The sequence below is a fragment of the Edaphobacter sp. FHG110511_03 genome (genome assembly GCF_059115365.1).
In genome coordinates, this window is the sequence record NZ_JBZYWL010000003.1 from 719,524 (window position 1) to 744,577 (window position 25,054).

Below are 25,054 nucleotides of genomic sequence, written 5' to 3' on the forward strand. Positions count from 1 at the left end.
GTAAACATTATGGCTGAGGGAACAGGCCGCGGGGAGCGACTCTCGATCTGGTTTTTTGTGGGCGTCCTTCCATTGCTTTACGGGCTAATTCTGTTGCCGTACGGAATCTACGAAGCAATGGGACATGAAGCCCCGACGACTTTGAACGAATTGCATCCCACGTTGTGGTGGAGTCTGCTTCTTCTCATCTTCGGCATTTTTTATGTGATTCGTTTTCGCCCTGGTAAAGGCTAGGGAGTCCTTAACGCCGTTCGCGGCAGATAAAGAAGTATTTGGGGGAGAGATGGGCAGGCAGATGACATTTGGAGTCATTGTAGGGAATCGTGGTTTTTTTCCAAGCCACCTGGCAGCCACAGGCCGGACGGAGATCATAGCCGCCCTGGAGCGGCAGGGGCATAAAGCAATCGTTGTCACTCCAGAGCAGACTGCCTTTGGAGCCGTTGAAAGCTACAGCGAGGCGAAGATATGCGCTGAGCTGTTTCAACGTCATGCGCGTGAGATTGATGGGATCATCATTACCCTTCCAAACTTTGGTGAAGAGCGCGGTCTTGCCGATGCTGTTCGACTGTCCAATCTCCAGGTTCCGATCCTCATCCAGGCTACCCCGGACGATGCGGGAAAGATGAGTATTGCTTTTCGGCGAGACAGCTTCTGCGGCAAGATGTCCATTTGCAATAATCTTCGGCAGTATGGAATTCCCTATACCTTGACCACCCTGCATACAGAGGCACTGGACTCGGAGCAGTTTTCCAATGATCTAAGAGACTTTGCTGCGACCTGCCGTGTCGTGCGCGGATTCCGCAATCTCCGGATCGGAGCCATCGGAGCCAGGCCCGCGGCGTTCAACACCGTGCGCTACTCGGAAAAGCTTCTGGAAAAGAGTGGCATCACCGTCGATACGCTGGACCTGAGCGAGGTGCTTGGACGAATTCAGCGTCTCCAGGACGGCGAGCATGAAGTGCAGGAAAAGCTTAATGCCATCAAGAGCTATCTTCCCGTGCATGACGTGCCGGAGGCTGCACTTCTAAAAATGTCAAAGCTTGGGGTGGTCATTGATGCCTGGATGAAATCCAACGCGCTCGATGTCACCTCTGTTCAGTGCTGGACCTCGATGGAGGAGTTTTTCGGAGTCGTGCCCTGCACCGTGATGAGCATGATGAGCGAAAAGCTTTTGCCCAGCGCATGCGAGGTCGACACAATGGGAACGGTCTCTATGCATGCCCTTAGCCTTGCCAGCGAAACTCCTTCGGCCCTGCTGGACTGGAACAACAACTACGGAGCCGATCCCAATAAAGCAGTCTGCTTCCACTGTTCCAATCTGCCAAAGCACTTTTTCCGCGAGGGCGTGAAGATGGACTTTCAGCAGATCATTGCTGGAACGGTAGGCAAGGAAAATACTTTTGGCACGCTGGACGGAAGGGTGAAATCAGGGCCTATGAGCTTTGTGCGCTTTTCCACCGATGACTTCGATGGAACGATTAAGGGGTATGTCGGGCAGGGAAGCTTTACGGATGATTCTCTTCAGACGTTCGGCGGCGCGGGCGTGGTCGAGATTCCCAATATGCAGCAGTTGCTTCACTATATCTGTGAGAATGGCTTCGAACACCACGTCGCCGCGAACTTCTCGCATGTCGCCGGCCCAGTAAAAGAGGCAGCCCAGAAGTATCTCGGCTGGCCGATGCATCTGCACAATTAGGCATAACGATTACCGTTTCATATTGTATTTCGCCATGAGCTTCAGACTGGGTATGATCAGACCTTCCAGCTGTGTCCGACCCGGAGGGTGTATTGATCTCAAGTTTGAAGAAAGAGAACAAAGTAGATTCTTTCTCTTTTCTAAAAGGCCGCCTGATTGTCTCCTGTCAGGCGGACCCTGGCGATCCGATGGACGACCTCGATACCATCACCAGGATGGCAAAATCGGTTCTTCAAGGGGGAGCCGCCGGCCTCAGAGCCGATGGGCACCAGGCCGTCAAGGCGTTTCGGGAGATTACCAATATCCCAATTATCGGCATGGTGAAGGCAAAAGACTCGAACCGCGAAGTCTATATCACTCCAAACTTCGTTGCCGCCCAGTCCGTCTCAGCTGCGGGCGCCGATATTGTTGCTCTCGACTGTACTCATCGCCGATTGAGCGAAGCGGAGCCATGGCCGGGAATGATCCAACGCATTCAGAACGAACTCAGTAAGCCAGTGCTGGCGGATATCGCCAGTCTCGAAGATGGGATTGCCGCACAGGAGGCAGGTGCGAATGCGGTCGCAACGACTCTTTACGGCTACACCGCCGAAACGGCAGGAATCAGGCAAGTCTCATGGCCTCTTTTGCAGTCTCTGGTAGAGAACCTGAAAATTCCGGTCATTGCGGAAGGCCATCTTCAACAGCCTGAGGATGTTCGCAAGGCTTTAGATCTGGGAGCGCATGCGGTGTTAGTGGGCTCTGCAATTACGCGGCCTGCGACAATCACCGCCCGCTTTGTCGCGGCAACGCTATAAGAATCCATGCAAGAGGGATTTATTCGATTGTCGTGGTCGGAACCCGGATGAGCGCACGATAGCGATCGCCGCGATACCGTGAACAAGCCACTTCGATCGGTGTCTGCTCGGTGGTAATGATGACGCGCGATATGGACAGCACGCTGGCTCTCTTGGGGATAGTCAAAAGTTCCGATTCTTCGCGTGTGGCGGGAAGGGCTTCGATGATCTCGTCTGCCCAGCCGACCCTGACTCCATAATTTTCACGGAGAATGTAATAAAGCGACTGCTTCGCAAAATTGATCCGTTCCAGCCCGGGAAATGGCCGCAAGGGAATGAACGATTCTTCCAGCGCCATAGGGGTGCCGTCGGCCAGCCGTAGACGGCGCAGCTTCATCACCGTATTCTCGGGGGCGATCTTCAGATTCTCCGCTAGGTCTTCACCAGCTTTTACGACAGTCTGCTCTAGAAGTTGTGAACTAGGCTGCATTCCGCGCTGCTTCATATCCTCGGTAAATCCCCGGAGGTGCATGATATTTTTTTCAAGCTTCGGCCGGGTGACAAAAGTTCCTCGCCCCTTTTGACTGAGAGCATAGCCACGCGACTTCAAGCCATGGAGAGCCTGTCTGGCTGTCATCCTACTGACGCGATAGGTACGCGCAAGTTCCTCTTCAGAGGCGAGCAGGTCTCCCTCTGAAAGTTCTCCAGAGTGAATCTTTTCCATTAGGACACGTTGAATCTGATAGTAGAGAGGAATGAACCCGTTTTTATCAAGCGTGTGGACGGATGGCGCAGCATGAACTGGAGCTTTTGACACGGTCTCTATCTCTCTCCTGATTTGCGGACCACGCGATTGTCGCCCGCTGTCCGTTTCTATCTACATTGTTCGGTGTTTGTCTATAACTACGTGAAAAAACCGGAATTTGTTCAATCTTTGATTCATTCGATGAATGAAGAATTTTCCTTTGTACCAGTATGGTTGTCTATACAGAAAATCGACTTTCTTATCCTAATCGATAGCAAACCTCGGGACACATGGTTATGGAGCAACCTCGGGTGTCGCAATATCCCGCGCGGCTGGACCTGAAACCGGGATGTGCCATACTCCTCCGCCGAATGTCGAGATATACACCTTGTTCGAATCTTCCGGATCAGGCTGAACTCGGTGACCCCACTTGAAGTTAAAACCAGGAATACGAGTCCAATGTTCGCCACGGTCGTGCGAGATCCATGCCGAAGACTCAAAGCCTGCAGCGTAGAGTGTGTTAGGGGCACGTGGATCGATCGTCACATCGTAGATATGGCGGTCGTGTTCAAGGATCCATCGCCAACTCTGGCCTCCATCCGTGGAGACAGCGACGCCACCATAGATCCCGTTGAGGACGACTGGAGATGTGTCAGATTGTTTTCGAGCAGTCGAATTGTTGCGGGTCAGGTCTTTTAAATCGGTTTGTGGCGCAGCACGCGGCCACAGGGCCAGGTAGATGCGATTCGGGTCCTCGGGATCAATCGCGATTCCATTGGGAGCGTTGGCTCCGAAGGGCAGTGCGACTGGCGACCAATGATCTCCGCCGTCGTTAGAGCGATAAAGCGCCCCATCGCCTGGATTGCCGATGCTGCCATCTTCGCTGCGGCGGGCGATCAACGCATAGAGCGTTCCATCTGAAGCACGAGCAAGACGCCATGCCAGGGCGTTCTTTTGTGTAATCCCACGATTTACCGGCGACCAGGTATGTCCATCGTCAGTAGATCGGTAGATCCCATAACCCATCGTCGCCGCCCAGAGCCTACGATGGCCCTGCGGACTGGTCGGTTCGAGAAGAATGGAAGTAGGTGCGGTAGGCGGCATCCCTTCGCTTGACGACTGCCATGTTCGGCCGCCATCCACGCTGAAGCATATGCCCCCGATGTAATCCGAGGTCGATCGATGACGCCACATCTTGGGACGGGGAAGATCGTGGATATCGCTCATGGCCGCCCACATCTTTCCCTGTATCTGAGGATCGAACACGAGCGAGTAGGTCGTGTTCCGCCAGCGCCCTGGAACTCCCGATACTGAGCGCGTCCATGATTTGCCGGAATCTTCGGAGCGGAAGAGACCGATATCAGTCGTCAGGATGAAACGACGTCGGGAATTGAAAGGGTTGGTCAGATATCCATAGGTTGTCGTCACGTCAAGACCGGTGCTGGTCCACGATCTTTCAGTCTGGGATGAACTCGTCGCGGCCTCGGAATAGCGGGCCGTCCAGGTCGCTCCTCCATCTGTCGTAGCCATGGTTCTCCCCAAATCCGTTGCATAAACGAGATTTGGATCGCGATCATCTACCGTCATGCTGAGTGGTTCTTCAGTCCACTCCGGCGTCATTGCATCGGCGATCCACGCATCGTGAACAGTGGCCGCTTCCTGGTGGATGGTCGATTGCCATACTGGTGTCCAATGCTCGCCGGAGTCGTTCGTTCGAGCGATACCCTGAAATCGTTCGCCACCAAGCTGCATGCCCTTGTACGAGGCATAACCGACCTCCGGATGGTGAAGACTGGTTGCCACGGTGCGGGGGTGTGCTCCATTTCCCGGCAGCGGCGATGGGTTCCATGTCACGCCACCGTCTGTAGTCACAAGTACGGTCGAATCGGGCCGTGTTCCATTCGCTATGGCATAGAAAGAGGGTTGTGTCCCATCCCGGGCAGGAAAGCCCGCTGAAAGGTCGGTAAAACTGATCCCGGCAGGTGCAGCCCTCTGTCGCCACCTGCCATCGATACGGGAACCAATACCGTGGGCGGTTGCAATGTAGAGGCTGCGTCGATTCTTCGGAGATCTCGGATCTACCCAGATGTGCAGGGGCGTCTCCGAAAGCGACAGGACTATTTGCCAGGTCGTGCCTCCATCGCGCGAGATGACCAGCTTTGTACGATCCTTCTTTACAAAGGCCGCATAAAGCGTTCGTGCAGCCGTCGGATCGATCGCAAGAGCAGCAATCTTGCCGAGAGTATCGTGACCGGCAATCAGCATCTCGTCTGCATGATCGGAGTCCATGAGAATGGCTCGTACATTAGATGGCCGCGGCCAGACAAGCTTCCACGTCCTCCCATCGTCAGCGCTTCGCCACAGAACATCCGTTGCTGCATAAATAGTGCCGGGACGAACAGGATCGAAGGCGAAAAATTGGATTCTGCCTCGCAGGTTGAACATCCGCCAATGATGGCCACCGTCGTGGCTGATATACGCTCCCGTCATATCGCAGGACAAAAGCACTTCATTTTTATTGTTGGGATTGATGGTGACTTGAAACATCGCGCCACCGCCACCTGGTCCGGTAATCCGCGGCTCCTGAGCCTGAAGTAGAACTGCGGATAAGAGAAGTACTACGCTGAGGCAGAGCACGTCTCTCCATTGTGAGATCTTTTCTTCGCAACGTTTAGTCAAATTGCCACCGTTATCCGCGTTCATTAAACTCCCGTGGAGTTTCTTTTTATTGTGCAGCCTGCAGTCCGCTTTAGTAGCTTTAGACTACGTAGTCCACATTTGAGATGGGGTTTGAATGCAAAAAATAGGCATCATCATGAATGGCGTCACGGGGCGTATGGGAACAAACCAGCATCTGGGACGATCCATCGCCGCAATCCGTAAACAAGGCGGTCTCCGGTTACGCAATCAAACTGTAGTGATGCCTGAACCTGTATTGGTCGGAAGAAATGAGGAGAAACTTCAAGCGCTGGCGAACGAATGGGGTGTCGAGCGATGGTCGACCGATCTAGACCTTTGCCTCGCGGATAAGGAAAACATCATCTACTTTGATGCCCAACTCACCCAGATGCGTGCCAAAAGTGCGCATGCGGCACTAAAGGCGGGGAAGCACGTCTATTGTGAAAAGCCATTGGCGGCGACCTTAGAGGAAAGCCTTGACCTGGCTCGCGCAGCGGTTAGCGCCGGAGTAAAAAATGGTGTCGTTCAGGACAAGCTGTTCCTTCCTGGAATCCTAAAGCTGAAGCAGGTCATCGCAACCGGTTTGCTGGGAAAGATTCTGTCTGTGCGCGGCGAATTCGGCTACTGGGTATTCGAAGGCCCTCTGCCACCGGCGCAACGGCCATCCTGGAACTACCGCAAGGAAGAGGGCGGCGGAATCATTCTCGATATGTTTCCGCACTGGCAGTATGTTCTATCGAACCTGTTTGGCGAAATAAAAGCTGTGAGCTGCACGGCCAGAACAACCATTCCCCAGCGCGTGGATGAATCCGGTCGAACGTATTCCTGCACGGCAGACGACGCCGCTTATGCCACCTTCGAACTTCAGGGCGGAATCGTCGTACATATCAATTCGTCGTGGGTTACCCGCGTCGACCGAAACGAGCTGCTCGAGCTGCATGTCGATGGCACTGAGGGTAGCGCGGTCGCAGGTCTGCGAGAATGCAAGGTACAGCCGCGCGCCGTTACGCCGAAGGCCGTGTGGAATCCGGACATTCCCAATCCAATTCCTTTCCTGGATGGATGGCAGACCGTTCCGACGACTGTCGCGGAAGAGAATGCATTCAAGGTTCAATGGGAGATGTTCCTGCGCCATGTGCTCGAAGACTCTCCTTTTCCCCATACCTTTCTGGAAGCGGCAAAAGGCGTTCAGCTTGCAGAAGCAGGGATACGCTCCTGGTCGGAGAGAAGATGGATCGACCTTCCCGAGCTTACGCTGAACTAACCAAAGCTGTGTCCGCATCGTATTTCTAATTTCGAACCAGGAAGAGATCATGAAGATTCGACTTCCACTCGAGGGTGGAATCACTGAGTACCAATTGACGGCTCAAGGTCCCCGGCAGGTTTCTCCAGGGCCTCCTCCCCGTTCGCGTAGAGTATTCGCGGCAGCCCATGTCGTCATCGATCCCCTGCATCCGGAGACGCTGGACATGGACGCCACCATGGCTTTTCGCAGGCATCTATGGTCGCTCGGCTTTGGGGTTGCTGAAGCGATGGACACGGCACAGCGGGGAATGGGGCTGAGTTGGGAGACCGCGCGTGAACTGATTCGTGTCTCTGCCAGCGAGCGAGGAGGAGAGATCGCTTGCGGAGCCAATACCGATCAGCTGCAGCCGGGGACCGCCTCAAGCATCGAAGACGTGATCGCCGCCTATGAAGAACAGTGCGAGACGATAGAAGCTGCTGGCGGGCGCGTCATCCTCATGGCAAGCCGTGCGTTGGCTCGTTGCGCACGCGGCCCCGAAGATTACATGCGAGTGTACAGTCGATTGCTTGGCGGCTTGCGGCAGCCGGCGATTCTGCACTGGCTGGGAGATGCCTTCGATCCGCAGCTCAAGGGATATTGGGGATCCTCTTCCATTGAAGAGGCCATGGAAACCTGTCTTGCTGTTATTCGGGAAAATCGCTCGAAGATCGATGGCATGAAAATATCGCTCCTAGATAAGCACCAGGAGATCAGGATGCGCCGGCTCCTGCCTGAAGGTGTGCGGATGTACACAGGCGACGACTTCGACTACGCCGAGCTGATTCTAGGCGACGAGCTTGGCCATAGCGATGCTTTGCTGGGCATCTTCGACGGAATCGCACCGGCTGCGGCACTCGCTCTAAGGGCGCTCGATGCAGGCGACTTTGACGCTTACGAGGAGATTCTTGCGCCCACCGTTCCATTGTCGAGGCACATCTTTCAGGCGCCGACGTTCTTCTATAAGACGGGGCTCGTATTTCTTGCCTATCTGAACGGACACCAGAAACACTTCCGCATGCTCGGCGGTCAGGAGAGCACAAGATCGATCCCTCATCTTGCGCAGCTCTTTGTGCTGGCCGATCAAGCAAGGCTGCTGGCAGATCCCGATCTTGCCGTTCACCGAATGAAGCTGGTGCTCGAGCTTGCCGGGGCGGAGGGTTAGTGGCCAATCTCGGGAGGCTGAGTTTCAACCAGATGACAGCCGGTAAGGCAACGCTGCGTGAGGTGGTGGACGCCTGTCTGAAGCACGGGGTTCAGTGGATCGCGCCCTGGCGCCACGCTGTTGGCGATAATCCGGCAGCGGCGGGAAAAACTCTGCGCGATGCAGGACTGAGAGTGTCGAGCCTGTGCCGCGGAGGGATGTTTCCGGCGGCTACTGCTGAAGAGCGGCTGCAGAGGATCGACGACAATCTGCGGGCGATCGATGAGGCTGCCGCAATTGGCACGGACCTGCTGGTGCTGGTTAATGGGCCTGCGCCAGACAAGGATATCGATGGAGCGCGGCAGATGGTCGTGGATGGAATCGCTGCGGTCCTCGACCATGCCGAGAAGTGCGGTGTCCGCCTCGGCGTGGAGCCGCTTCATCCTATGTTTGCAGGCGATCGAAGCGTGATTGTAACCATGGGTGAGGCCAACACGATCGCGGAGCAGTTCCAGCCGCGGCAGGTTGGACTGGTCGTCGATGTTTACCACGTGTGGTGGGATCCGCAGGTCTATCGCGAGATTGCGCGAGCTGGAGAACGCATCTTTGCATTTCACGTCTCGGACTGGATCGTCCCGCTACCGGATACCCTGATGGGCCGCGGATTGATGGGCGATGGAGTCATCGAGATTAGGAGATTGCGAGAAGCGGTCGAGGCTGCGGGGTATCGCGGTCCGATCGAGGTGGAGATCTTTAACGAGAAGCTCTGGTCGCTTCCGTCCAACGAAATCGTCGAGATCGTTTGCAGCCATTTTCTGGAAGATGTATAAGACAGAAGCCGCTCGCAGTCAGACAGTTTCTGAACTGAAATACAATGGCAGCCTGCAGTACGGTAGCATGTACGGCTCTTGGATCTGTGCCTGTCCTAAGGAGATGCTGCTATGGGCTATTTCCGGATTTTCGCGATCCTCATCCTGGCGTGCCTTGGGTTGACCAGCCAGAGCGCTTACAGTCAGGGCGTTCCGACCGGAGATCAGCTTGATCAGCTCGTCGCTCCAATCGCACTCTATCCCGACACCCTGCTGGCCCAGATCTGCGCTGCGACAACAGACCCACAGCAGATCCTGGACACGGATGCCTGGGTGAAGCAGAACGCCAGTCTTAAGGGGCAGGCGTTAGTCGACGCTGCGCAAAAGAAGGGATTCGATGCGGCGTTTATCTCGCTGGTGAACTTCCCCTCCGTCCTCGATATGATGGCGGCGCACATCGATGATTACGCTGCCCTTGGGAGCGCATTCAAAGCAGATCAGACGAAAGTAATGGCTTCGGTCCAGAAGCTGCGGCAGGCAGCCTACGCGAACGGAGCGCTGGACAGCAACGAATACCAGAAGGTCTCCACGACGACGCAGGGTAGTACTCAGGTAATTGTGGTTCAGCCTGCCAACCCGCAGGTCGTATACGTTCCTCAATATCAGCCGCAGCAGGTCTACACCGCTCCTGCTCCCGCTCAGGCCAGCGGGCCAAGCACGGGTGACGTCGTAGCGGCTTCGTTACTCAGCTTTGGTCTTGGTATTGGTATCGGCGCATTGATTGCTCATAACAACGAACCATGGGGCTGGGGTGGCTGGGGGTGGGGCGGTCATGGAGTCTACGTGCACAACAGCGTGTTCGTCGTGAACAACCGCTATATGGCGCCGCGGCCTTACTATCGTCCACGACCTCCGGTCTACGGTCGCCCCGTCTATGCTCGCCCCCCCACTAACTGGTATGCGCGGCCGGGATATCGTCCTCCACCTGCGGGATACCGAGCCTATGGTCCGAATTCTCCAGGCTATCGTGCCGGTTATCACCCCGCGCCGACACCCTACCGTGCCCCAGGAGCGGCAGCGTATCGTCCACCGGCAAGTGGATATCGCCCGCCTGCCAATACATATCGTCCGCCTGCCTACAACGCCACTCGACCAGCGGGAGGTGTGGGAGCGACCGCACCTGCAACCAGACCAGCGGCGCCAGCAGGAAACGTTGGAGCGACCCGTCCTGCCGGAAACGTTGGAGCGACGCGCCCGGCTGGAAGTTCTTATAACGGACGGCCCAATAATGCGGGTTCCGCTCCGAGGCCCCAGGATACGGGCAGACGGCCCGGCGGCTTCAACGGCAGCAACAACGGTGCTGCAGAGCGGCAGGCCAGCCAGCGTGGGCATGCCAGCGCGGGCAGCCACGCCCGCTTCGGAGGGCGAAACAAATGACATCGATCAAAGGTCAATTTTTGTCGGTAGTTCTGCTCGCACTTGCGTTGCTCGCCCCGTCTTCCTCTTATGCACAGGATGTGACGACCTATCCGTCCTACAAGGATGCAGCCGAGGCTCTCTTCAATGCGGTAAAGAGCGACGATAAAGAAACGTTACGCGCGATGCTGGGTCCGGATGCGGAGAATCTCCTCTCCTCCGGAGACGCAACCGAAGATCAGCGTGAGCGTAAGTCGTTCCTCGATAACTATCAAAAGGCTCACGCCTTCCAGCTGCCTTCGCCAGAGGAAGCTGTTCTTACTGTAGGTTCGTCGGCCTGGCCGCTGCCGTTTCCTATCGTCCGGTCCAATGAGAGGTGGCACTTTGACGCCAAAGAAGGCGCTCAGGAGCTTGTCTATCGGAGGATCGGACACAACGAGCTCGACACGATCAAGGTGCTCAAGGCGCTCGATCAGGCTCAGAAGCAATATGCCGCCAAGGGACACGACGGTTCTCCGGCAGGTTCGTTTGCCGCCCGGTTGGTGAGCTCACCTGGGAAGCAGGATGGACTCTACTGGGAGACGAAAGCGGGCGAGCCCGAGAGTCCCGCGGGACCCCTTGTAGCCGAGGCGACCGAGCAAGGGTATTTCCAGGGAGGCGAGCATAAGAGGCAGCCCTTTCATGGCTACTTCTATCACGTGCTGCAGGAACAGGGGCCACATGCCTCCGGCGGAGCGAAGAGCTACGAAAAGGACGGGAGGATGACCGGATTCGCAATTCTGGCCTACCCGGCCGAGTATGGAGCCAGCGGCGTGATGACGTTTCTGCTAGGGCCGCGCGGCACGATTTATCAAAAGGATATGGGGCAGGGCTCCGACAATACGTCCAGCAAGATCACGGCCTACGATCCTGATAAATCCTGGAAACTGGTTCCGTAACGCTCTTGCGGCCATGCAATTTCCCGCGAGGCGTTTTACCATAGAGGGATGAGCGAAGTTCTGGAACAGGAAGCGAAAACCGGGGCGGGGCACGCCCAGAAGTACACGCGCAACAGTCCGTATGCGTCTCTTGTCAACGTCAACTACCTTCTGACCGCTGAAGGGTCGGAAAAAGAGACGCGCCACGTCGAGCTGGCGCTTGAAGAAGGCATGGCCTACACCCCCGGCGATGCGGTCGGCATCATTCCCGAGAATCGGGCCGAAGCTGTTGCGGACGTTCTGAAGGCGCTGGGCTACAAGGGCGATGAGCGTGTGCTGGACCACTACAAGGTCGAGATCACCCTTGAAGAGGCTCTGCGGACGCGGCTCGGAATTGGCAAGCTGGCGCGAGGCAGCGTTGGGCAGTACGCCAAGCTTGCTCCAGAGCTGGAAGGCCTGAAGGTATTGACCGGGGCGGAGAACCGCGCCCGAGCCGAGGAGTACTGCTGGGGCCGCGAGTTCGTGGACCTGGCCGCGGATTTTCCCGGCGTCGTTACCGATCCGCAGCAGCTGTTCAACGTGCTGCAGCGGCTGACGCCGCGGATGTACTCCATCTCCTCGAGCCAGAAGGTGCATTCCGACAGCGTTCATACGACGGTTCGCGTGATCCGTTACGACGCCCATGGACGCAATCGCCAGGGCGTAGCCAGCGGCCACCTGGGCGACCGCGCCGGCGAGGGAACGACGATACCGATCTTCCTGCACTCGAACAACAACTTCCGGCTTCCGGAGGACCCCATGGCTCCCGTGATCATGATCGGGCCCGGGACAGGCATCGCTCCGTTCCGCGCGTTCCTTGAGGAGCGCCAAGCGGATGGAGCTAAGGGCGACAACTGGCTCTTCTTCGGAGAGCAGCGCGAGAAGATGGATTTCCTCTACAAGGACCAGCTTCAGGGCATGGTGAAGGACGGCGTCCTGACCCACCTGCATACGGCGTTTTCGCGCGATCAGCACAACAAGGTGTACGTTCAGGACCGCATCCAGGAGAACTGCAAAGAGGTCTTCGATTGGCTGGAACGTGGAGCCTACTTCTACGTTTGCGGCGATGCCACGCGCATGGCGAAGGACGTTGAGACCGCTCTGCTCGACGCTATCGCCAAGGGCTCGAATGGAACCCTTGAACACGCTGCCGAGTACCTGGCCACGATGAAGAAGCAGAAGCGCTACCAGAGGGATGTCTACTAGGTCAGGTACCCCCCTGTTTTTGCGCAAAGTCTTCTAAAATAGAATCTTAGGTCCGGACTTCGCGTTTTCGGATCAAAAAGAAGAAGCCCGGAGGAAACTCCGGGCTTTTCTCTGCTGTTTCTATTGTAATGAAGAGACAGGATCCGATCGGCATTAATATCACCCTTGTTTTGTTACATTTCCGCAGAATCCGGCTTGACATCGCGATTTATTCGGCGCGAAGGGACGATACAGCCGCCTTCTTTGCCGTGAGGGCATCGGCAGGCGGCGATCTGGGAAACAAGCAACGGCAAGAACAAAGGCTAATACAGGGATCTCTCCACTCCGTCGCGCGATGAAGCTGCGCGCCTCCGGTCGAGATGACGCGGTGGTTGAGTTAGGTTATCTGCTGCGCGATGAAGCTGCGCGCCTCCGGTCGAGATGACGAGTTCTTTGGTTGTTGGAAAGGATCCTCAGAATCTGTCTTTCCCGGGTGATCTTCGATTTCGAAAGAGAGGAAATTAAACAACAAATGTTGTGCATCTGATAAATCCCCGGTTTCATCTGAAGTAAGGAAGGAACCCAGGAGGCAAGTGATGAACGTTGTGGTTTATGGAGCTACAGGAAATTCAGGTTCCGAGATCGTCAAGGAGCTGCTGCGGCGCGGACACAAGGTGACGGGAGTTGCGCGGAAGGTAGATTCGTTGAAGTCGCAGCCAGAGGTGACCGCGAAGACTGACGATCTGTCGAATGTGGATGCAATCGCCGCCATCGTCAAGGGAGCGGATGCGGTGGTCTCGGCGTACCAGCCACCCGCCGATAACACCGATGCCCTGGTGGATGTGACGAAGAGACAGGTTGAGGCGGTAAAGAAGACGGGAGGACCGCGGCTACTGGTTGTGGGCGGGGCAGGGGTGCTTGAAGTGGCCCCGGGGGTAACGCTGATCCAGTCGGGACACCTGCCGGCAGAGTACATGCCGATCGCAGTCTCGCATGAGAGAGCGGCGCAGGTGCTGAAGAACTCGGATATCAACTGGACGTATCTGGCTCCAGGGGCATTCTTCGTTCCGGGAGAGCGAACGGGTAAGTTCCGTCTGGGAACGAAGGAACTGGTGACGGATGCGAAGGGCGAGAGCAAGATCTCGTTTGCGGATTATGCGATTGCTTTGGTGGATGAGATCGAGAAGCCGAAGCACGAGCGTCAGCTGTTTTCAATCGGGTATTGAGGTTTTGTGAGAAAGAAAAAGGCGGCCGAAAGGCCGCCTTTTCTTTTGCTCTTTGCTCTTGTTGACCTCTCTGCTCCCATCGAAAAATCGCATTTTTTATGTGCAGGTCGCGGATGTCACGGCTGATCTTTCCATTCAGTGATATGCGAAAGCATGATAATTTTGCAGGCGAGACCTGAGGGGATCCAATGCTCAAACCAATTCCGACAGTTCACCCTGTCATTCAGTTCGGTTCTCTAGCGATCCTGGCCGGATTGATTTATTGGAACTTACACAGCGGACTTCAGCGACCTGAAGCTTGGGTATCCATGACAGTGGTCGTCGTGATTTCGATGGCCTGCACCGATTCCCTCAGGAAGCGTGCCAGAGCGATCCACAACAAGTACTCAAAAAACTAAATTGAGTGATCTAGCGCTATTCCATTTGGATCTCTCATTTGCGCTGCGGGATCATCGTTCCTTGCTTTTGTAGATTTCGCTGTTTGCATATTTTCTATTCCGTTCGCAGGGCCTGCATGGGCTCGATGCTGGAGGCGCGGCGGGCTGGCAGGACGCTCGCGGCGACGGCGCTGAGAATGAGGACAGCGCAGGCGACGAGGATGGTGCGGATATCTGTGCCTCTTACCTCGTAGAGCTGCGATTGAAGCAGATGGCCGGCGAGGAGGGCCATGGGGATGCCGACTGCGAGGCCGATGCCGATCTGGATGGCAGCTCCGTGAAGGATGAGGCGGACGACGTTGGCGCGATCGGCCCCGAGTGCCATGCGGAGGCCGATCTCGGGGATACGGCGAGCGACGCCGTAGGCGGTGACTCCGTAGAGGCCGATGGAAGCGAGGATAAGGGCGACCGCTCCGAAGATGGCGGTGAGGCGGACGACGAGGGTCTGGCGGGTGAAATAGTTGCCGACCTGTTCGTCGTAGGTGGCGAGATAGAAGATGGTGATGTCGGGGTTGACCTGATTGAGCACGCGGCGCACAGCGGCGGTAGCGGCGGCGACGTCGCCGTCGTAGGGGACGACGATTCTCGAGGCGAAGTGGCTGAACTGCTCGTTCTTCATGTTTTGATCGCGGAGTTCCTGTGAGGCGTCAAGTTGCTGGTAGTCGGTGGTCTGCGAGAAAGGCATGAAGAACATGGGGCGGGTTGGATCCGAGGGGTTGCCGTACTTCGAGTCGTCGACGACGCCGACGATTTCATATGCGGTAGTCATGCGCGGATCAGGGCCAAAGAGTGCGCCGATAGGCTGCTTGCCGTTGAGGTACTTCTTGACAAACGTCTGGTTGACGACGGCGACGTGGCGGCTGGTGGAGGTGTCCTCGTCGGTGAAGATGCGGCCGTAGAGGACACGGGTGCCTACGGCGTTGAAGAAGCGCTGCGAGACGAAGGTGTAGCTTGCGCGCATATTGGCGTTGGGATCGCCACCATTGAGCGCTATGCCCGTATTCCAGTTGTTGAACGACATCGGGCTGTAAGTGGCCCAGGCGGTGTCATGCAGGTTGTGGGCGGAGGCGAAGGCTTGATCGAACTGGCGGTAGAGGTTGTCGAGCTGGTCGAAGCGGATGCCTGCGGCCTGAAGGTCGACAAAGGCGATGAGGCGACCGTGGGTCTCGAAGCGGAAGTCCTGATGCTGAAGCCGCTGCAGGCTGAGGATGAGGAGACCGGATGTACTGAGGAGAGCGACAGAAAGCGCGGCCTGCAGGATGACGAGAGCGCGTTGGAGGCCGCTGATGTTGCCGGTGGTGCGGTTGGCTCCATGCAGCGCTTCGGCGGGGTTGAGCCGCGAGGCCATGAGCGCAGGAGCGATGCCGAAGAGCACCCCGGTGACCGCGGAGACGCCCAGGGCGAAGAAGAGAACTGGTAGAGAGGGCGATGCGCTGAGCGGATCGACGGAGACGCCTTTCATGACGACAGCGAGGATGGCTTTGACGCCAGCGTAGGCGATGAAGAGTCCGAGTGCGCCGCCGAAGATGGCGAGGGTGACGGACTCGACGAGCATCTCGCGGACGAGGCGCGAGCGGGAGGCGCCGAGGGCGCTACGCACGCTCAGCTCCTGGCGACGTGCGACGCCGCGGACGAGCATGAGGTTGGCGAGGTTGGCGCAGGCGATGATGAGAACGAAGGCAGCGATGAGTTGCAGCATGGTGAGGCTCTTCTGATACTCGTCGCGAAGGTCGTTGATGCCGTCGCTGGCGGGTGCGAGCTCGGTGGTCTGTTTGGCGATCTCGGTTTCGGGGTCGGTTGAGCCGGGGTCACGATGTGCACGGAGCCAGCGTAGAAGCTCTACACGGATGGCGCTCTCAGCAGGGCCGACGTTTTGGGGATTGGAGATGCGGGCGATGATATCGAGCCAGTGTGCGTTGGGCTGGTGGTAGAGATGACGGGCGTTGAGGACCGGCTCCTTGGTGACGGGGACCCATACACCTGCGGGGTCGCCGGTGTTGCGGTCGCCGAGGAAGTTCTCAGCGGTGATGCCGACGATGGTGAAGGGATGGCCGGTGAGTATGACGCTGGAGCCGACGAGGCTGGGGTCGCTATTGAATTTGGACTGCCAGATGGCATGACTGATGACGGCGACCGGAGGTGCGCCTTCGCTGTCATCTGCGGGTGTGAGAAGGCGACCGGCGAGCGGCTTTACGCCGACGACAGAGAAGTAGTTGCCGGAGACGAAGCGGACGTCGAGCGGCTGTGCGGCGGTATCTCCCTGACGGCGGGAGCTGACGGCGAGTGAGCCTGCCTGCACGGCAGCGAGCCCGTCGATGCCGGGGGTTTCGTCGCGCAGGGTGCGATAGAGGTCGTAGGAGAAGATGCGAAAGTGGCCCTGCAGGCTGCCGTCGACGCAGCACTCGATCTCTTTACCGACTTTGTAGAGCTGTTCGGGGTGCTCGACGGGCATGGAACGGAGGATGACCTGGTAGGTGAGGGTGAAGATGGCGGTGGTGGCTCCGATGCCGAGGGCGAGGGTGGCGAGCGCGGTGAGGGTGAAGCCAGGTGCGCGGCGCAGGCGGCGGAGTCCGTGGCGCAGGTCCTGCAAGATGGTTTCCATGGTCGTCTCTTTCTCCCGGTCGCAGTGGAGTACGACACGAGGAATGCCTCAGTTCTTAGATGAGCAAGGAGAAGACCATTGGAGTGGGCTGGATGGGAACGGGATATCAATGATTTATGCGATGTCGGGAGAGAGGACGAGCGCCTTGATCGTCCGATTCCATACATGGATGTCCGGTACTGGACAGGGTGGAAGGTCATTGAGCAAGAGATCTTCCTCGCCAGATCCCTTCGTGGCAGTTTTGAGGATCTCTGCTCTCAGACGCGGTGGTGATCGGCGCGCCAGTTGGTGATGCTTTGCTTGATGGCGTTGGGCTCGAGCTCCTGGGTCAGGGCGCGGTGAGCGAGAGCGGCGACCTCTTCGTTGGAGGCAAAGCGGAGGGCGGCGAGTTGCCGGATGGTGAAGTCGTTGATGTGAAGGAGTTCATTTGCGGGGAGGAGCGAGGCGAGGCGCAAACGTTCTTCGAGGCGGATGATGCGGTCCTGTAGTTTGATGTCGTTGAAGCGGCACTTGAATGCGAGGATGAGGAGCGCGAGCGAGATGACGATGGACCAGTGACCAAGCCAGGGATATTGGTGGCGGAAGTGGATGGCGATCCAGATGGCGACGCCCAGATTGATGGTAACGACAGGGAAGACGAAGAGGTGTATCGCCGGGTCGAGCCGGCGGTGGTTGGCATAGTTTTGCGGAGTAGCCATAGGGGATCCTTTCGATCGGAACGCGGCCTCAGCATAGCATTGCAGGATTTACATGCCTTGGCTGCGTTAGGCTTAAGGCATGGCTACGAGGAAACGAATTGGTGTGCACGTTGGAACGGCTGGTGGAGTATGGACGGCGGTGGATCGCGCAGTCGCGGCTGGAGCGAATACGTTCCAGATCTTTTCATCGAGTCCGCGGATGTGGAAGGCCTCGCCGGTGAAGCCTGCGGATGCGGCGAAGATGCAGGAGCTGCGTGCGAAGCATGATGTGGGGCCGGTGGCAGTGCACGCGAGCTACCTGATCAATCTCTGCAGCCAGACGGAGAGTGTGAGGGAGAACTCGACCACGGCGTTTCGCGGTGAGGTGGAACGCGCGCTGGCGCTGGGTGCGGAGTTTCTGGTGCTGCACCCGGGGAGCTGGAAGGGGCTGACGCGCGAGCAGGGACTGACGTTTGCGGCGCAGTCGATCGAGAGGGCGATTGATGGGATCGATTTCACCGGCAAGAACTTTAAAATTCTGATCGAGAATACTGCGGGCGCGGAGTTTTCGCTGGGCGGGAAGCTGGAGCAGGTGGCGGAGCTGGTGGAGTGTCTGAAGGCATGTGCTCCAGTGGCGGTGTGCCTGGATACGTGCCATGTGCATGTCTCGGGCTACGATATTGTCTCCGGGGACGGCTATATCGAGACGATGAAGCTGGTGGAGTCGACGGTGGGGTTCGATACGGTGAAGCTGTGGCACTGCAACGACGCCAAGGCGGCGCTGGGGTCGAAGCTGGACCGGCACGAGCATATTGGAGAAGGAACGATTGGGGCAGAGGCGTTTCGGCGGCTACTGCATGATGGGCGTTTCAGCCACTGCGCGTTTATTGCGGAGACGCCGGTGGATGCTCCGGGGGATGAGACTCGGAATGTGGGCGTGTTGCGGGCTCTGGGTGCGGGGTGAGCAAGGATGATTCTTCGCGGAAAGGTCGTCTCGGGAATAGGCAACTTTTCGTTCTGGATAGAGAAGTTATCTGACCACTACGAGCGAAAGACGAAGATGAAGCTGTTTCCGGGAACGCTGAACGTCGAGCTGCCGGAGCCGTATTGCCTGCCGGAGAAGGTTCTGCGCCTTGAGGGCGAGGAATATGGCGGGAGAGTTTCGGTGAATATCGTTCCGTGCCGAATCTTCGGCCGGCCCGCGTTTCTTTTGCGAACGGACGCGAATGAGCAGGGACGAGGACATCATCCGAGGACGGTCGTCGAGGTCGCGACCGATGTGAAGTTGAGAGATCATTTTCAGTTGCGCGATGGAGACGCCGTAGAGATCGAGATTCCCGGCGACTGATTCGATTTCAGGACTGACCCAGGGAGCACTGGCGCGTCATGGTTTTTGGGTGGGGCGCAACAGGACTTCGCTGACGAAGGATTGCGGTGCCTGGGTGACGAGCATGGCTACGACGTGGGCTACGTCTGCGGGCTGGATCTTCTTTGGGTTGCCGGGTTCGCCGCGGCCGAAGCCGGTGTCGACCGAGCCTGGGGCGATAACCGAGACGCGGATGTTGTGCGGGCGCAGCTCTTCGGCGAGGGAGTAGGTGAGGCCGTTGAGTCCCCACTTGGAGGCGGAGTAGGCGGCTCCCTTGGGAAGAGGGTTGCGGCCCGCGAGCGAAGAGATGTTGATGATGTGGCCGGATTGGGCGGCGATCATCAGCGGGGCCAGGGCGCGGATCATAAGGTAGGGGCCGCGCAGGTTGGTTCCCATGAGGGTGTCCCAGTCGGAGGGGGACATCTCGACGAGGGGCTTGCCGAGGAGGCCGATTCCGGCGTTGTTGACGAGGATGTCGCAGCGGTGGTGCTGGCTTTCGATGGTCTTTGCGAGGCTGGCGATGGAGGACTCGTCAAGGAGGTCGAGTTCGGCGATGTGGGCAGTGCCCCCGGCGCTTTCTATCTCCTGTTTGACCTGATTGAGGCGTGCTTTATCGCGGGCGGCGAGGATGACGGTAGCTCCCATGGAGGCGAGTTGCTTGCTGATGGCTGCCCCGATGCCGCGTGCGGCTCCGGTGACGACGGCGAGTTGGCCTTTGAGTTCTTCGGTCATGTGGGGTTGGATGCGGGGAAGGCTACCGCAGATCCTTCAATTGGTCTGATTGCGGCACGGCTGAAGCCGTGGCCTTAATCAAGGCGGTCGAGCTTCGCTCGATGTCCATTCATGACGCGGTGAAGCTGCGTCATGAATAGGGCACCCGGCGACGATGAGACTGTCGCGAAGGCGAGGCGCACGTCAGGAGTGGGAGGAAAAGCAGATTCCTCCACTTCGCTACGCTCCGGTCGGAATGACACTTTCCAAAATAATTCGCTATAGAGGTCGTATTTAGGTGTAGAGCTCGGTGGTGATGAGCTCGTTGCGGAATTTGCCGCTGGGGTCGTATTGCTGGACGAGGGATTTGAAGTCGGCCAGCTTTGGATAGACCTGGCGGAAGTGCGCGCCTTCGTAGGTGGAGAGCTTGGCCCAGTGGGGGCGGGGGTTGAAGGGCGCGAGCTTCTGCTGGATGAGGGGAAGGATCTTCTGCACCTCGGGCCATTGACGCTTCCAGGTGAAGTGGATGGCGAGGGAGTCCTGCTGATAGGCCATGCTGAGCCAGAGGTCGTCGGCGGCGATGACGCGCAGCTCGGTGGTGAGCAGGTGCGGGGTGATGTGGTCTTTGAGCGTCTCCACGGCGCGGATGGCCTCGTAGGCGTGGGCGCGGGGGACGAAGTATTCGGTCTGCAGTTCTTCGCCGCTGGAGGGGGTGAAGTTCATGCGGAAGTGGGGCAGGCGCTCGTACCAGGGGCCGGGGACGCCCGTCTGCGGTGTGCAGTTGACGGCGTCGAGCGCGGGGATGGGGTGGAGATTTTTGGTGGCGAGCTTGCCGTTGTAGAAGAGGGCGGGCGTGTCGAGTTTTTCGCCGGGCTTGACGAGGCGCTTGAGCCAGAGCTCGGTGGCGCGGCCGTGTTGCCAGTCGGTGAAGATGCTGACGCTGTAGCCGGCGGAGAAGATGTCGTCGAAGTGATGCTCGAGCTCGCTGAAGGGGAGGTCGGTGTAGACGGTCTGCGCGATCTGAAAGGTGGGTTCGACGTCGAGGGTGATGTTGGTCATGACGCCGAGCAGGCCCAGGTTGACGACGGCTCCATTGAACTTGTCACCGTCCTTGGCGCGCGAGAGGGTCTGGAGGGAGCCGTTGGCGTCTACGAACTCGATGGCGGCCACTGAGGACGAGAGATTTTTGTTGTGGATACCGGAGCCGTGGGTTCCGGTAGCGATGGCTCCGGGGACGGAGATGTGGGGCAGGGAGGCGAGGTTGTGCAGGGCGAAGCCCTTGGCGTCGATGACGGGGGCGACATCGCCGTAGCGGACGCCGGCTCCGACGGTGACGGTTTTTGCAGCTTCATCGAGCTTGATGTCCTTGAAGTGGCTGAGCGCGACCTGAGCGTGGGTGCTGTCGGCGAGACCGTTGAAGGAGTGGCGGGTGCCGAGGGGGCGGATGCTGGGGTGGTCCTTGATGACCTGCTGGAGCTCGGCGACGGTGGAGGGCTCGAAGAGATTGTCGGTGTGGTAGGTCAGATTTCCTGACCAGTTGGTTCTGGGTGTCATTTTTTTCTGCTCAGCCATGGAGAAGCCGGGTAAAAGGGCGGTTGTGGCGAATGCACCGGAGGTTTTCAGAAATTGTCGCTTATCCATGGTCCCTTTAGGTCCCTCTCGAAGGTCAATAACAGAACGGGGCCATGGTAATGGTTGATGCGCCGGGTAGGGAAGAGAGGCGGCCTTCCTTCCCCTATGCGGGATTTTCCGTCTGGATATTTACAATCAAAGGATATGTCAGAGATCGAGAAGAACGAGGCAGAACAGCAGGCGCGGTATAACCCGGCGGAGATCGAGCCGAAGTGGCAGGCTCGGTGGGACGCCGATCCGGCGCTTTATGCGGCGGAGGGCCACGATTCGGGCAAGCCGAAGTTCTATTGCCTGGAGATGCTGCCCTATCCCAGCGGCCAGCTGCACATGGGCCACGTGCGGAACTATGCGATCGGCGATGCGCTGGCGCGCTACATGTGGATGCGCGGACATAACGTGCTGCACCCGATGGGATGGGACGCCTTTGGCCTGCCGGCGGAAAACGCGGCTCTGAAAAACAACACTCCGCCACGGGAGTGGACGCTGAAGAACATTGCGGCGATGAAGCAGCAGATGCGGCGCATGGGGTTGAGCTACGACTGGTCGACCGAGGTGACGACCTGCCTGCCGGACTACTACCGGTGGAACCAGTGGTTCTTCGTGAAGATGTTCGAGAAGGGGCTGGCCTACCGGAAGAAGAGCAAGGTGAACTGGTGCCCGGACTGCCAGACGGTGTTGGCGAACGAACAGGTGATCAATGGGCGCTGCTGGCGCCATGAAGACACGATCGTCGAGCTGCGCGACCTGACGCAGTGGTTCCTGCGCATTACGAAGTACGCCGATGAGTTGCTGGATGGACTGGAAAAGCTGGAGGGCTGGCCGGAGAAGGTGCGCACGATGCAGCGCAACTGGATTGGCCGCAGTGAAGGCGCGTTGGTGGACTTTGCGGTGGATGGGGACGTGAAGGAGCCAGGCTGCGCGAAGATTACTGTCTTCACGACGCGGGTGGATACGATCTACGGCGCTACTTCGGTGCAGCTTGCTCCGGAGCACGCGGTGGCGAAGGCTTTTGCTGCCGAGGATCCGGCGCTGGCGGAGAAGATTGAGGCGTTGCTGGAAGAGCAGAAGAAGGCTCGCGAGGCGGACGACTTCGGCGCGATTGAGAAGCATGGCGTGAATACCGGGCGGTTTGCGGTGAATCCGTTCAATGACGAGCGTGTGCCGATCTGGGTGGGGAACTACATCCTGGCCGACTACGGAACCGGCGCGATCATGAGCGTTCCGGCGCACGATGAGAGGGACTTCGAGTTCGCGCAGAAGTATGGGCTGGCTGTGCGCCGCGTGATCGCCACGAAGGAAGGCGGCGATCAGCCGGAGCTTCCGTTTACGACGGAGGACGATGGGGTTCTGATCAACTCGCGCGAGTGGGATGGGCTGAGCTGCGCTGAAGCTCAGCAGAAGATGGCTGCGTTTGCGGAGAAGAATGGCTTCGGCTCTGCGACTGTGACCTACCGGCTGAAGGACTGGGGCGTGAGCCGCCAGCGTTACTGGGGCACCCCGATCCCGATGGTGTATTGCGAGAAGGGGCATCCGGGCGTCGAGCCGGGCGGCGTGGTTGCGTTGCCGGAGAGTGCGCTGCCGGTGCTGCTGCCGCCGCAGGTTGAGATTACGCAGGAGGGCGGATCCCCGCTGGGGAAGGTTGCCGAGTTCCTGAATACGACGTGCCCGGTGTGCGGAGGTCCGGCTCGGCGCGAGACCGATACGATGGATACCTTCGTGGATTCGAGCTGGTATTTCTATCGCTACACGGACGCGAAGAGCGATACTGCTCCGTTCGAGAGCGACAAGGCGAACTACTGGTTCCCGATCGATCAGTACATCGGCGGAGTCGAGCACGCGATTCTGCACCTGATCTACTCGCGCTTCTGGACGAAGGTGATGCGCGACCTTGGCATGATCCACAACGACGAGCCTGCGGAGCGTTTATTTACGCAGGGGATGGTGATCAAGGACGGCGCGAAGATGTCGAAGTCCAAGGGCAACGTGGTCTCGCCCGACGACATGATTGCGCGCTATGGCGCGGACGCGACGAGGATGTATGCGCTGTTCGCCGCGCCGCCGGACCGTGATCTGGAGTGGCAGGAAGAAGGGGTTGCCGGAATCAGCCGGTTTCTGGGACGTGTGTACCGGTTGACCTCGAAGTACGCCGAGCTTACACGGGATGCGGGAAGGCCGCGGCTGGCCAGCCGCACCGAGACCGACCAGGTGCTGCTGCGCAAGCTGCATCAGACCCTTGCGAAGATCACGCTCGACTTCAGTGGGCGCTGGCACTTCAACACGTCCATTGCGGCCATCATGTCCCTGGTGAATGAGATTGTCGCGACCGAGGCCGCCATCGATGCGGAACAGGCATCTCCTGCGGCCGTAGGCGAGATCGTTCGCAACCTGGTGCTGATGCTGGCGCCGTTTGCTCCGTTTTTCGCAGCGGAGCTTTGGGAGCAGATTGGCGGCGAGGGTGTCGTCTTCAGGACGGCGTGGCCGGCGGCGGATGAAGAGCTTGCACGCGAGGATGAGATCGAGATTCCGGTCCAGGTGAACGGCAAGCTTGTGAACGTGGTCAAGGTTCCCGCAGGCAGCAGCGAGGCGGAGATCAAAGCGGCAGCGCTGGATGACGAAAAGGTGAAGGCGCGCATTGAAGGGAAGACGGTGGTGAAGGTGATTGTGGTTCCGGGCAAACTCGTTAATCTCGTGGTGAAGTAATGGATCGAGTAGGACTGGATCGGGATCGGGGAGATCTGGTTTCTGCTGCGGACGGGTCTGTCCGCGGAACCCAATCCTTTGTTCGAACGCTGTCGGAGTGCTGGTCGCGGCCTTCGCTGACGGCTCTTGAGATTCTGTGGCGCTGGACCTACGGGGTACCGGCCCTGCTGTTGCTGGGGCATGTGGCGAAGCGCATTCTGTCCGAGACCTCGCTGGACCTAAATGCCTTGCAGGCGATGACGGTGACGAGGCCCCTGGATGCCGCCCAGACGCTGGCCGCAGCGATGGCGGTTCTGTTGCCACCCGTCAACCGCGAGGCCATTTGGCTGGTGCCTGTCCTGCTGATTGCATGGGTGGTGTGGTCTTCCCTGGGAAGGACGATCGTGTTGCGCCGCGCGGACAGAGAGCTACATGCGAGGCCGTGGACCATGATGGTGCTGCAGCTCATCCGTGTCCTTGCACTGGGTGGGGCTTTTATCTTGTGGCTCTTATGCCTCCGAGGGGCGGCGGCCGATACAGTGACAGGACCTCTGGCTCGCGGGGCAGACCCCAACCTGGTTACCTACTTTGCGTTCGCGATCGTCTCGACGTTGGGGGTGTTCGCCCTGTGGGCGGTGATCAGCTGGTTCCTTAGCATTGCGCCACTGCTGGCGATGCTTCGCAACCAGGGCGTGGTGCCGAGTCTTTCCGCGGCTCTCAGGTTGGGGCCGCTCAGGAGCAAGCTGGTTGAGCTGAATCTGGTGATGGGGATTGTCAAAGTTGCGCTGCTGGTGTTGGCGATGGTCTTTTCGGCCACTCCGTTGCCGTTTGAAAGCATCGCCACAACGGCCTTTTTGAATGTGTGGTGGGTGATCGTGGCTATCGCCTACTTTATGGCCTCCGATTTCTTTCACGTCGCCCGTGCCGTTGCCTATCTCAAGCTTTGGCGCGCCTACGAGCCAGCTTCTGCGGTCCAGGAGCGGCGAGCCTAGGCTCCTGCGATCCTCAGGGATCATTTGGATCTGACGCGATTTAC

At 58.3% G+C, this 25,054-nt stretch carries 20 protein-coding genes; 14 read left to right on the forward strand and 6 right to left on the reverse strand.

From position 1 onward, the window contains the following. Nucleotides 1-9 precede the first annotated feature (9 nt). The 3 genes from AC5S26_RS16385 (at nucleotide 10) to AC5S26_RS16395 (ending at nucleotide 2,493) form a co-directional block, all read left to right on the forward strand. Nucleotides 10-234, forward strand: a complete 225-nt coding sequence (locus tag AC5S26_RS16385) for a hypothetical protein (protein WP_494185980.1) — start codon at nucleotides 10-12, stop codon at nucleotides 232-234. Between the two features lie 61 nt (nucleotides 235-295). After that, entirely contained in the window at nucleotides 296-1,696 is a 1,401-nt protein-coding gene (locus AC5S26_RS16390) for an L-fucose/L-arabinose isomerase family protein (RefSeq protein ID WP_494185981.1), read from the forward strand. A 92-nt stretch (nucleotides 1,697-1,788) separates the two neighbouring features. Then, entirely contained in the window at nucleotides 1,789-2,493 is a 705-nt protein-coding gene (locus AC5S26_RS16395) for an N-acetylmannosamine-6-phosphate 2-epimerase (protein ID WP_494185982.1), read from the forward strand. 19 nt (nucleotides 2,494-2,512) lie between these two features. On the opposite strand, the gene AC5S26_RS16400 is transcribed toward AC5S26_RS16395, so the two are convergent. Then, entirely contained in the window at nucleotides 2,513-3,289 is a 777-nt protein-coding gene (locus AC5S26_RS16400; protein ID WP_494185983.1) for a GntR family transcriptional regulator, read from the reverse strand. Nucleotides 3,290-3,511: 222 nt separating this feature from the next. Then, nucleotides 3,512-5,854, reverse strand: coding sequence for a WD40/YVTN/BNR-like repeat-containing protein (locus tag AC5S26_RS16405; RefSeq protein ID WP_494185984.1), 2,343 nt, complete (start codon nucleotides 5,852-5,854; stop codon nucleotides 3,512-3,514). A gap of 157 nt (nucleotides 5,855-6,011) precedes the next feature. Between AC5S26_RS16405 and AC5S26_RS16410 the strand changes: the two genes are divergently transcribed. The 7 genes from AC5S26_RS16410 (at nucleotide 6,012) to AC5S26_RS16440 (ending at nucleotide 13,914) form a co-directional block, all read left to right on the forward strand. Then, nucleotides 6,012-7,160 (forward strand): Gfo/Idh/MocA family protein, encoded by a 1,149-nt coding sequence (locus AC5S26_RS16410; RefSeq protein ID WP_494185985.1) that lies wholly within the window; start codon nucleotides 6,012-6,014, stop codon nucleotides 7,158-7,160. Nucleotides 7,161-7,209: 49 nt separating this feature from the next. Further along, nucleotides 7,210-8,343: a dihydrodipicolinate synthase family protein gene (locus tag AC5S26_RS16415; protein WP_494185986.1), complete on the forward strand. Its 1,134-nt coding sequence runs from the start codon at nucleotides 7,210-7,212 to the stop codon at nucleotides 8,341-8,343. Next, the gene (locus AC5S26_RS16420; RefSeq protein WP_494185987.1) at nucleotides 8,343-9,152 is read left to right on the forward strand and encodes a sugar phosphate isomerase/epimerase family protein; all 810 of its coding nucleotides are present in this window, start codon (nucleotides 8,343-8,345) and stop codon (nucleotides 9,150-9,152) included. Before AC5S26_RS16415 ends, AC5S26_RS16420 begins: the two co-directional genes overlap by 1 nt. A 111-nt stretch (nucleotides 9,153-9,263) precedes the next feature. After that, nucleotides 9,264-10,568 carry a DUF3300 domain-containing protein gene (locus AC5S26_RS16425; RefSeq protein ID WP_494185988.1) on the forward strand — a complete coding sequence of 435 codons (1,305 nt, stop codon included), beginning with the start codon at nucleotides 9,264-9,266 and terminating at the stop codon, nucleotides 10,566-10,568. After that, entirely contained in the window at nucleotides 10,565-11,485 is a 921-nt protein-coding gene (locus AC5S26_RS16430; RefSeq protein ID WP_494185989.1) for a DUF2950 domain-containing protein, read from the forward strand. The genes AC5S26_RS16425 and AC5S26_RS16430 overlap by 4 nt, the downstream gene beginning before the upstream one ends. A 48-nt stretch (nucleotides 11,486-11,533) precedes the next feature. After that, the gene (locus tag AC5S26_RS16435; RefSeq protein WP_494185990.1) at nucleotides 11,534-12,709 is read left to right on the forward strand and encodes a diflavin oxidoreductase; all 1,176 of its coding nucleotides are present in this window, start codon (nucleotides 11,534-11,536) and stop codon (nucleotides 12,707-12,709) included. A gap of 575 nt (nucleotides 12,710-13,284) precedes the next feature. Further along, nucleotides 13,285-13,914, forward strand: a complete 630-nt coding sequence (locus AC5S26_RS16440; RefSeq protein ID WP_494185991.1) for an NAD(P)-dependent oxidoreductase — start codon at nucleotides 13,285-13,287, stop codon at nucleotides 13,912-13,914. 492 nt (nucleotides 13,915-14,406) lie between these two features. Here the strand turns inward: AC5S26_RS16440 and AC5S26_RS16445 are convergent, their stop codons facing one another. Further along, nucleotides 14,407-16,953 carry an ABC transporter permease gene (locus tag AC5S26_RS16445; RefSeq protein ID WP_494185992.1) on the reverse strand — a complete coding sequence of 849 codons (2,547 nt, stop codon included), beginning with the start codon at nucleotides 16,951-16,953 and terminating at the stop codon, nucleotides 14,407-14,409. A 257-nt stretch (nucleotides 16,954-17,210) separates the two neighbouring features. Further along, nucleotides 17,211-17,651, reverse strand: a complete 441-nt coding sequence (locus AC5S26_RS16450) for a DUF6526 family protein (RefSeq protein ID WP_494185993.1) — start codon at nucleotides 17,649-17,651, stop codon at nucleotides 17,211-17,213. A 79-nt stretch (nucleotides 17,652-17,730) separates the two neighbouring features. Between AC5S26_RS16450 and AC5S26_RS16455 the strand changes: the two genes are divergently transcribed. Both AC5S26_RS16455 and AC5S26_RS16460 read left to right on the forward strand, forming a co-directional pair. Next, nucleotides 17,731-18,594 (forward strand): deoxyribonuclease IV, encoded by an 864-nt coding sequence (locus AC5S26_RS16455; RefSeq protein WP_494185994.1) that lies wholly within the window; start codon nucleotides 17,731-17,733, stop codon nucleotides 18,592-18,594. A 6-nt stretch (nucleotides 18,595-18,600) separates the two neighbouring features. Next, nucleotides 18,601-18,978, forward strand: a complete 378-nt coding sequence (locus AC5S26_RS16460) for a DUF120 domain-containing protein (RefSeq protein ID WP_494185995.1) — start codon at nucleotides 18,601-18,603, stop codon at nucleotides 18,976-18,978. A gap of 36 nt (nucleotides 18,979-19,014) precedes the next feature. Here the strand turns inward: AC5S26_RS16460 and AC5S26_RS16465 are convergent, their stop codons facing one another. Continuing rightward, a complete protein-coding gene (locus tag AC5S26_RS16465) occupies nucleotides 19,015-19,728 on the reverse strand; it encodes an SDR family oxidoreductase (protein ID WP_494185996.1) in 714 nt (237 codons plus the stop codon). 273 nt (nucleotides 19,729-20,001) lie between these two features. Next, on the reverse strand, nucleotides 20,002-21,348 hold the full coding sequence (locus AC5S26_RS16470; protein ID WP_494185997.1) for a D-arabinono-1,4-lactone oxidase: 1,347 nt from the start codon (nucleotides 21,346-21,348) through the stop codon (nucleotides 20,002-20,004). Nucleotides 21,349-21,483: 135 nt separating this feature from the next. On the opposite strand from AC5S26_RS16470, the gene leuS reads away from it, so the two are divergent. Then, nucleotides 21,484-24,039: a leucine--tRNA ligase gene (gene leuS / locus AC5S26_RS16475; RefSeq protein ID WP_494185998.1), complete on the forward strand. Its 2,556-nt coding sequence runs from the start codon at nucleotides 21,484-21,486 to the stop codon at nucleotides 24,037-24,039. After that, nucleotides 24,039-25,010, forward strand: a complete 972-nt coding sequence (locus tag AC5S26_RS16480) for a hypothetical protein (RefSeq protein ID WP_494185999.1) — start codon at nucleotides 24,039-24,041, stop codon at nucleotides 25,008-25,010. Before leuS ends, AC5S26_RS16480 begins: the two co-directional genes overlap by 1 nt. The last annotated feature ends 44 nt before the right edge of the window (nucleotides 25,011-25,054 follow it).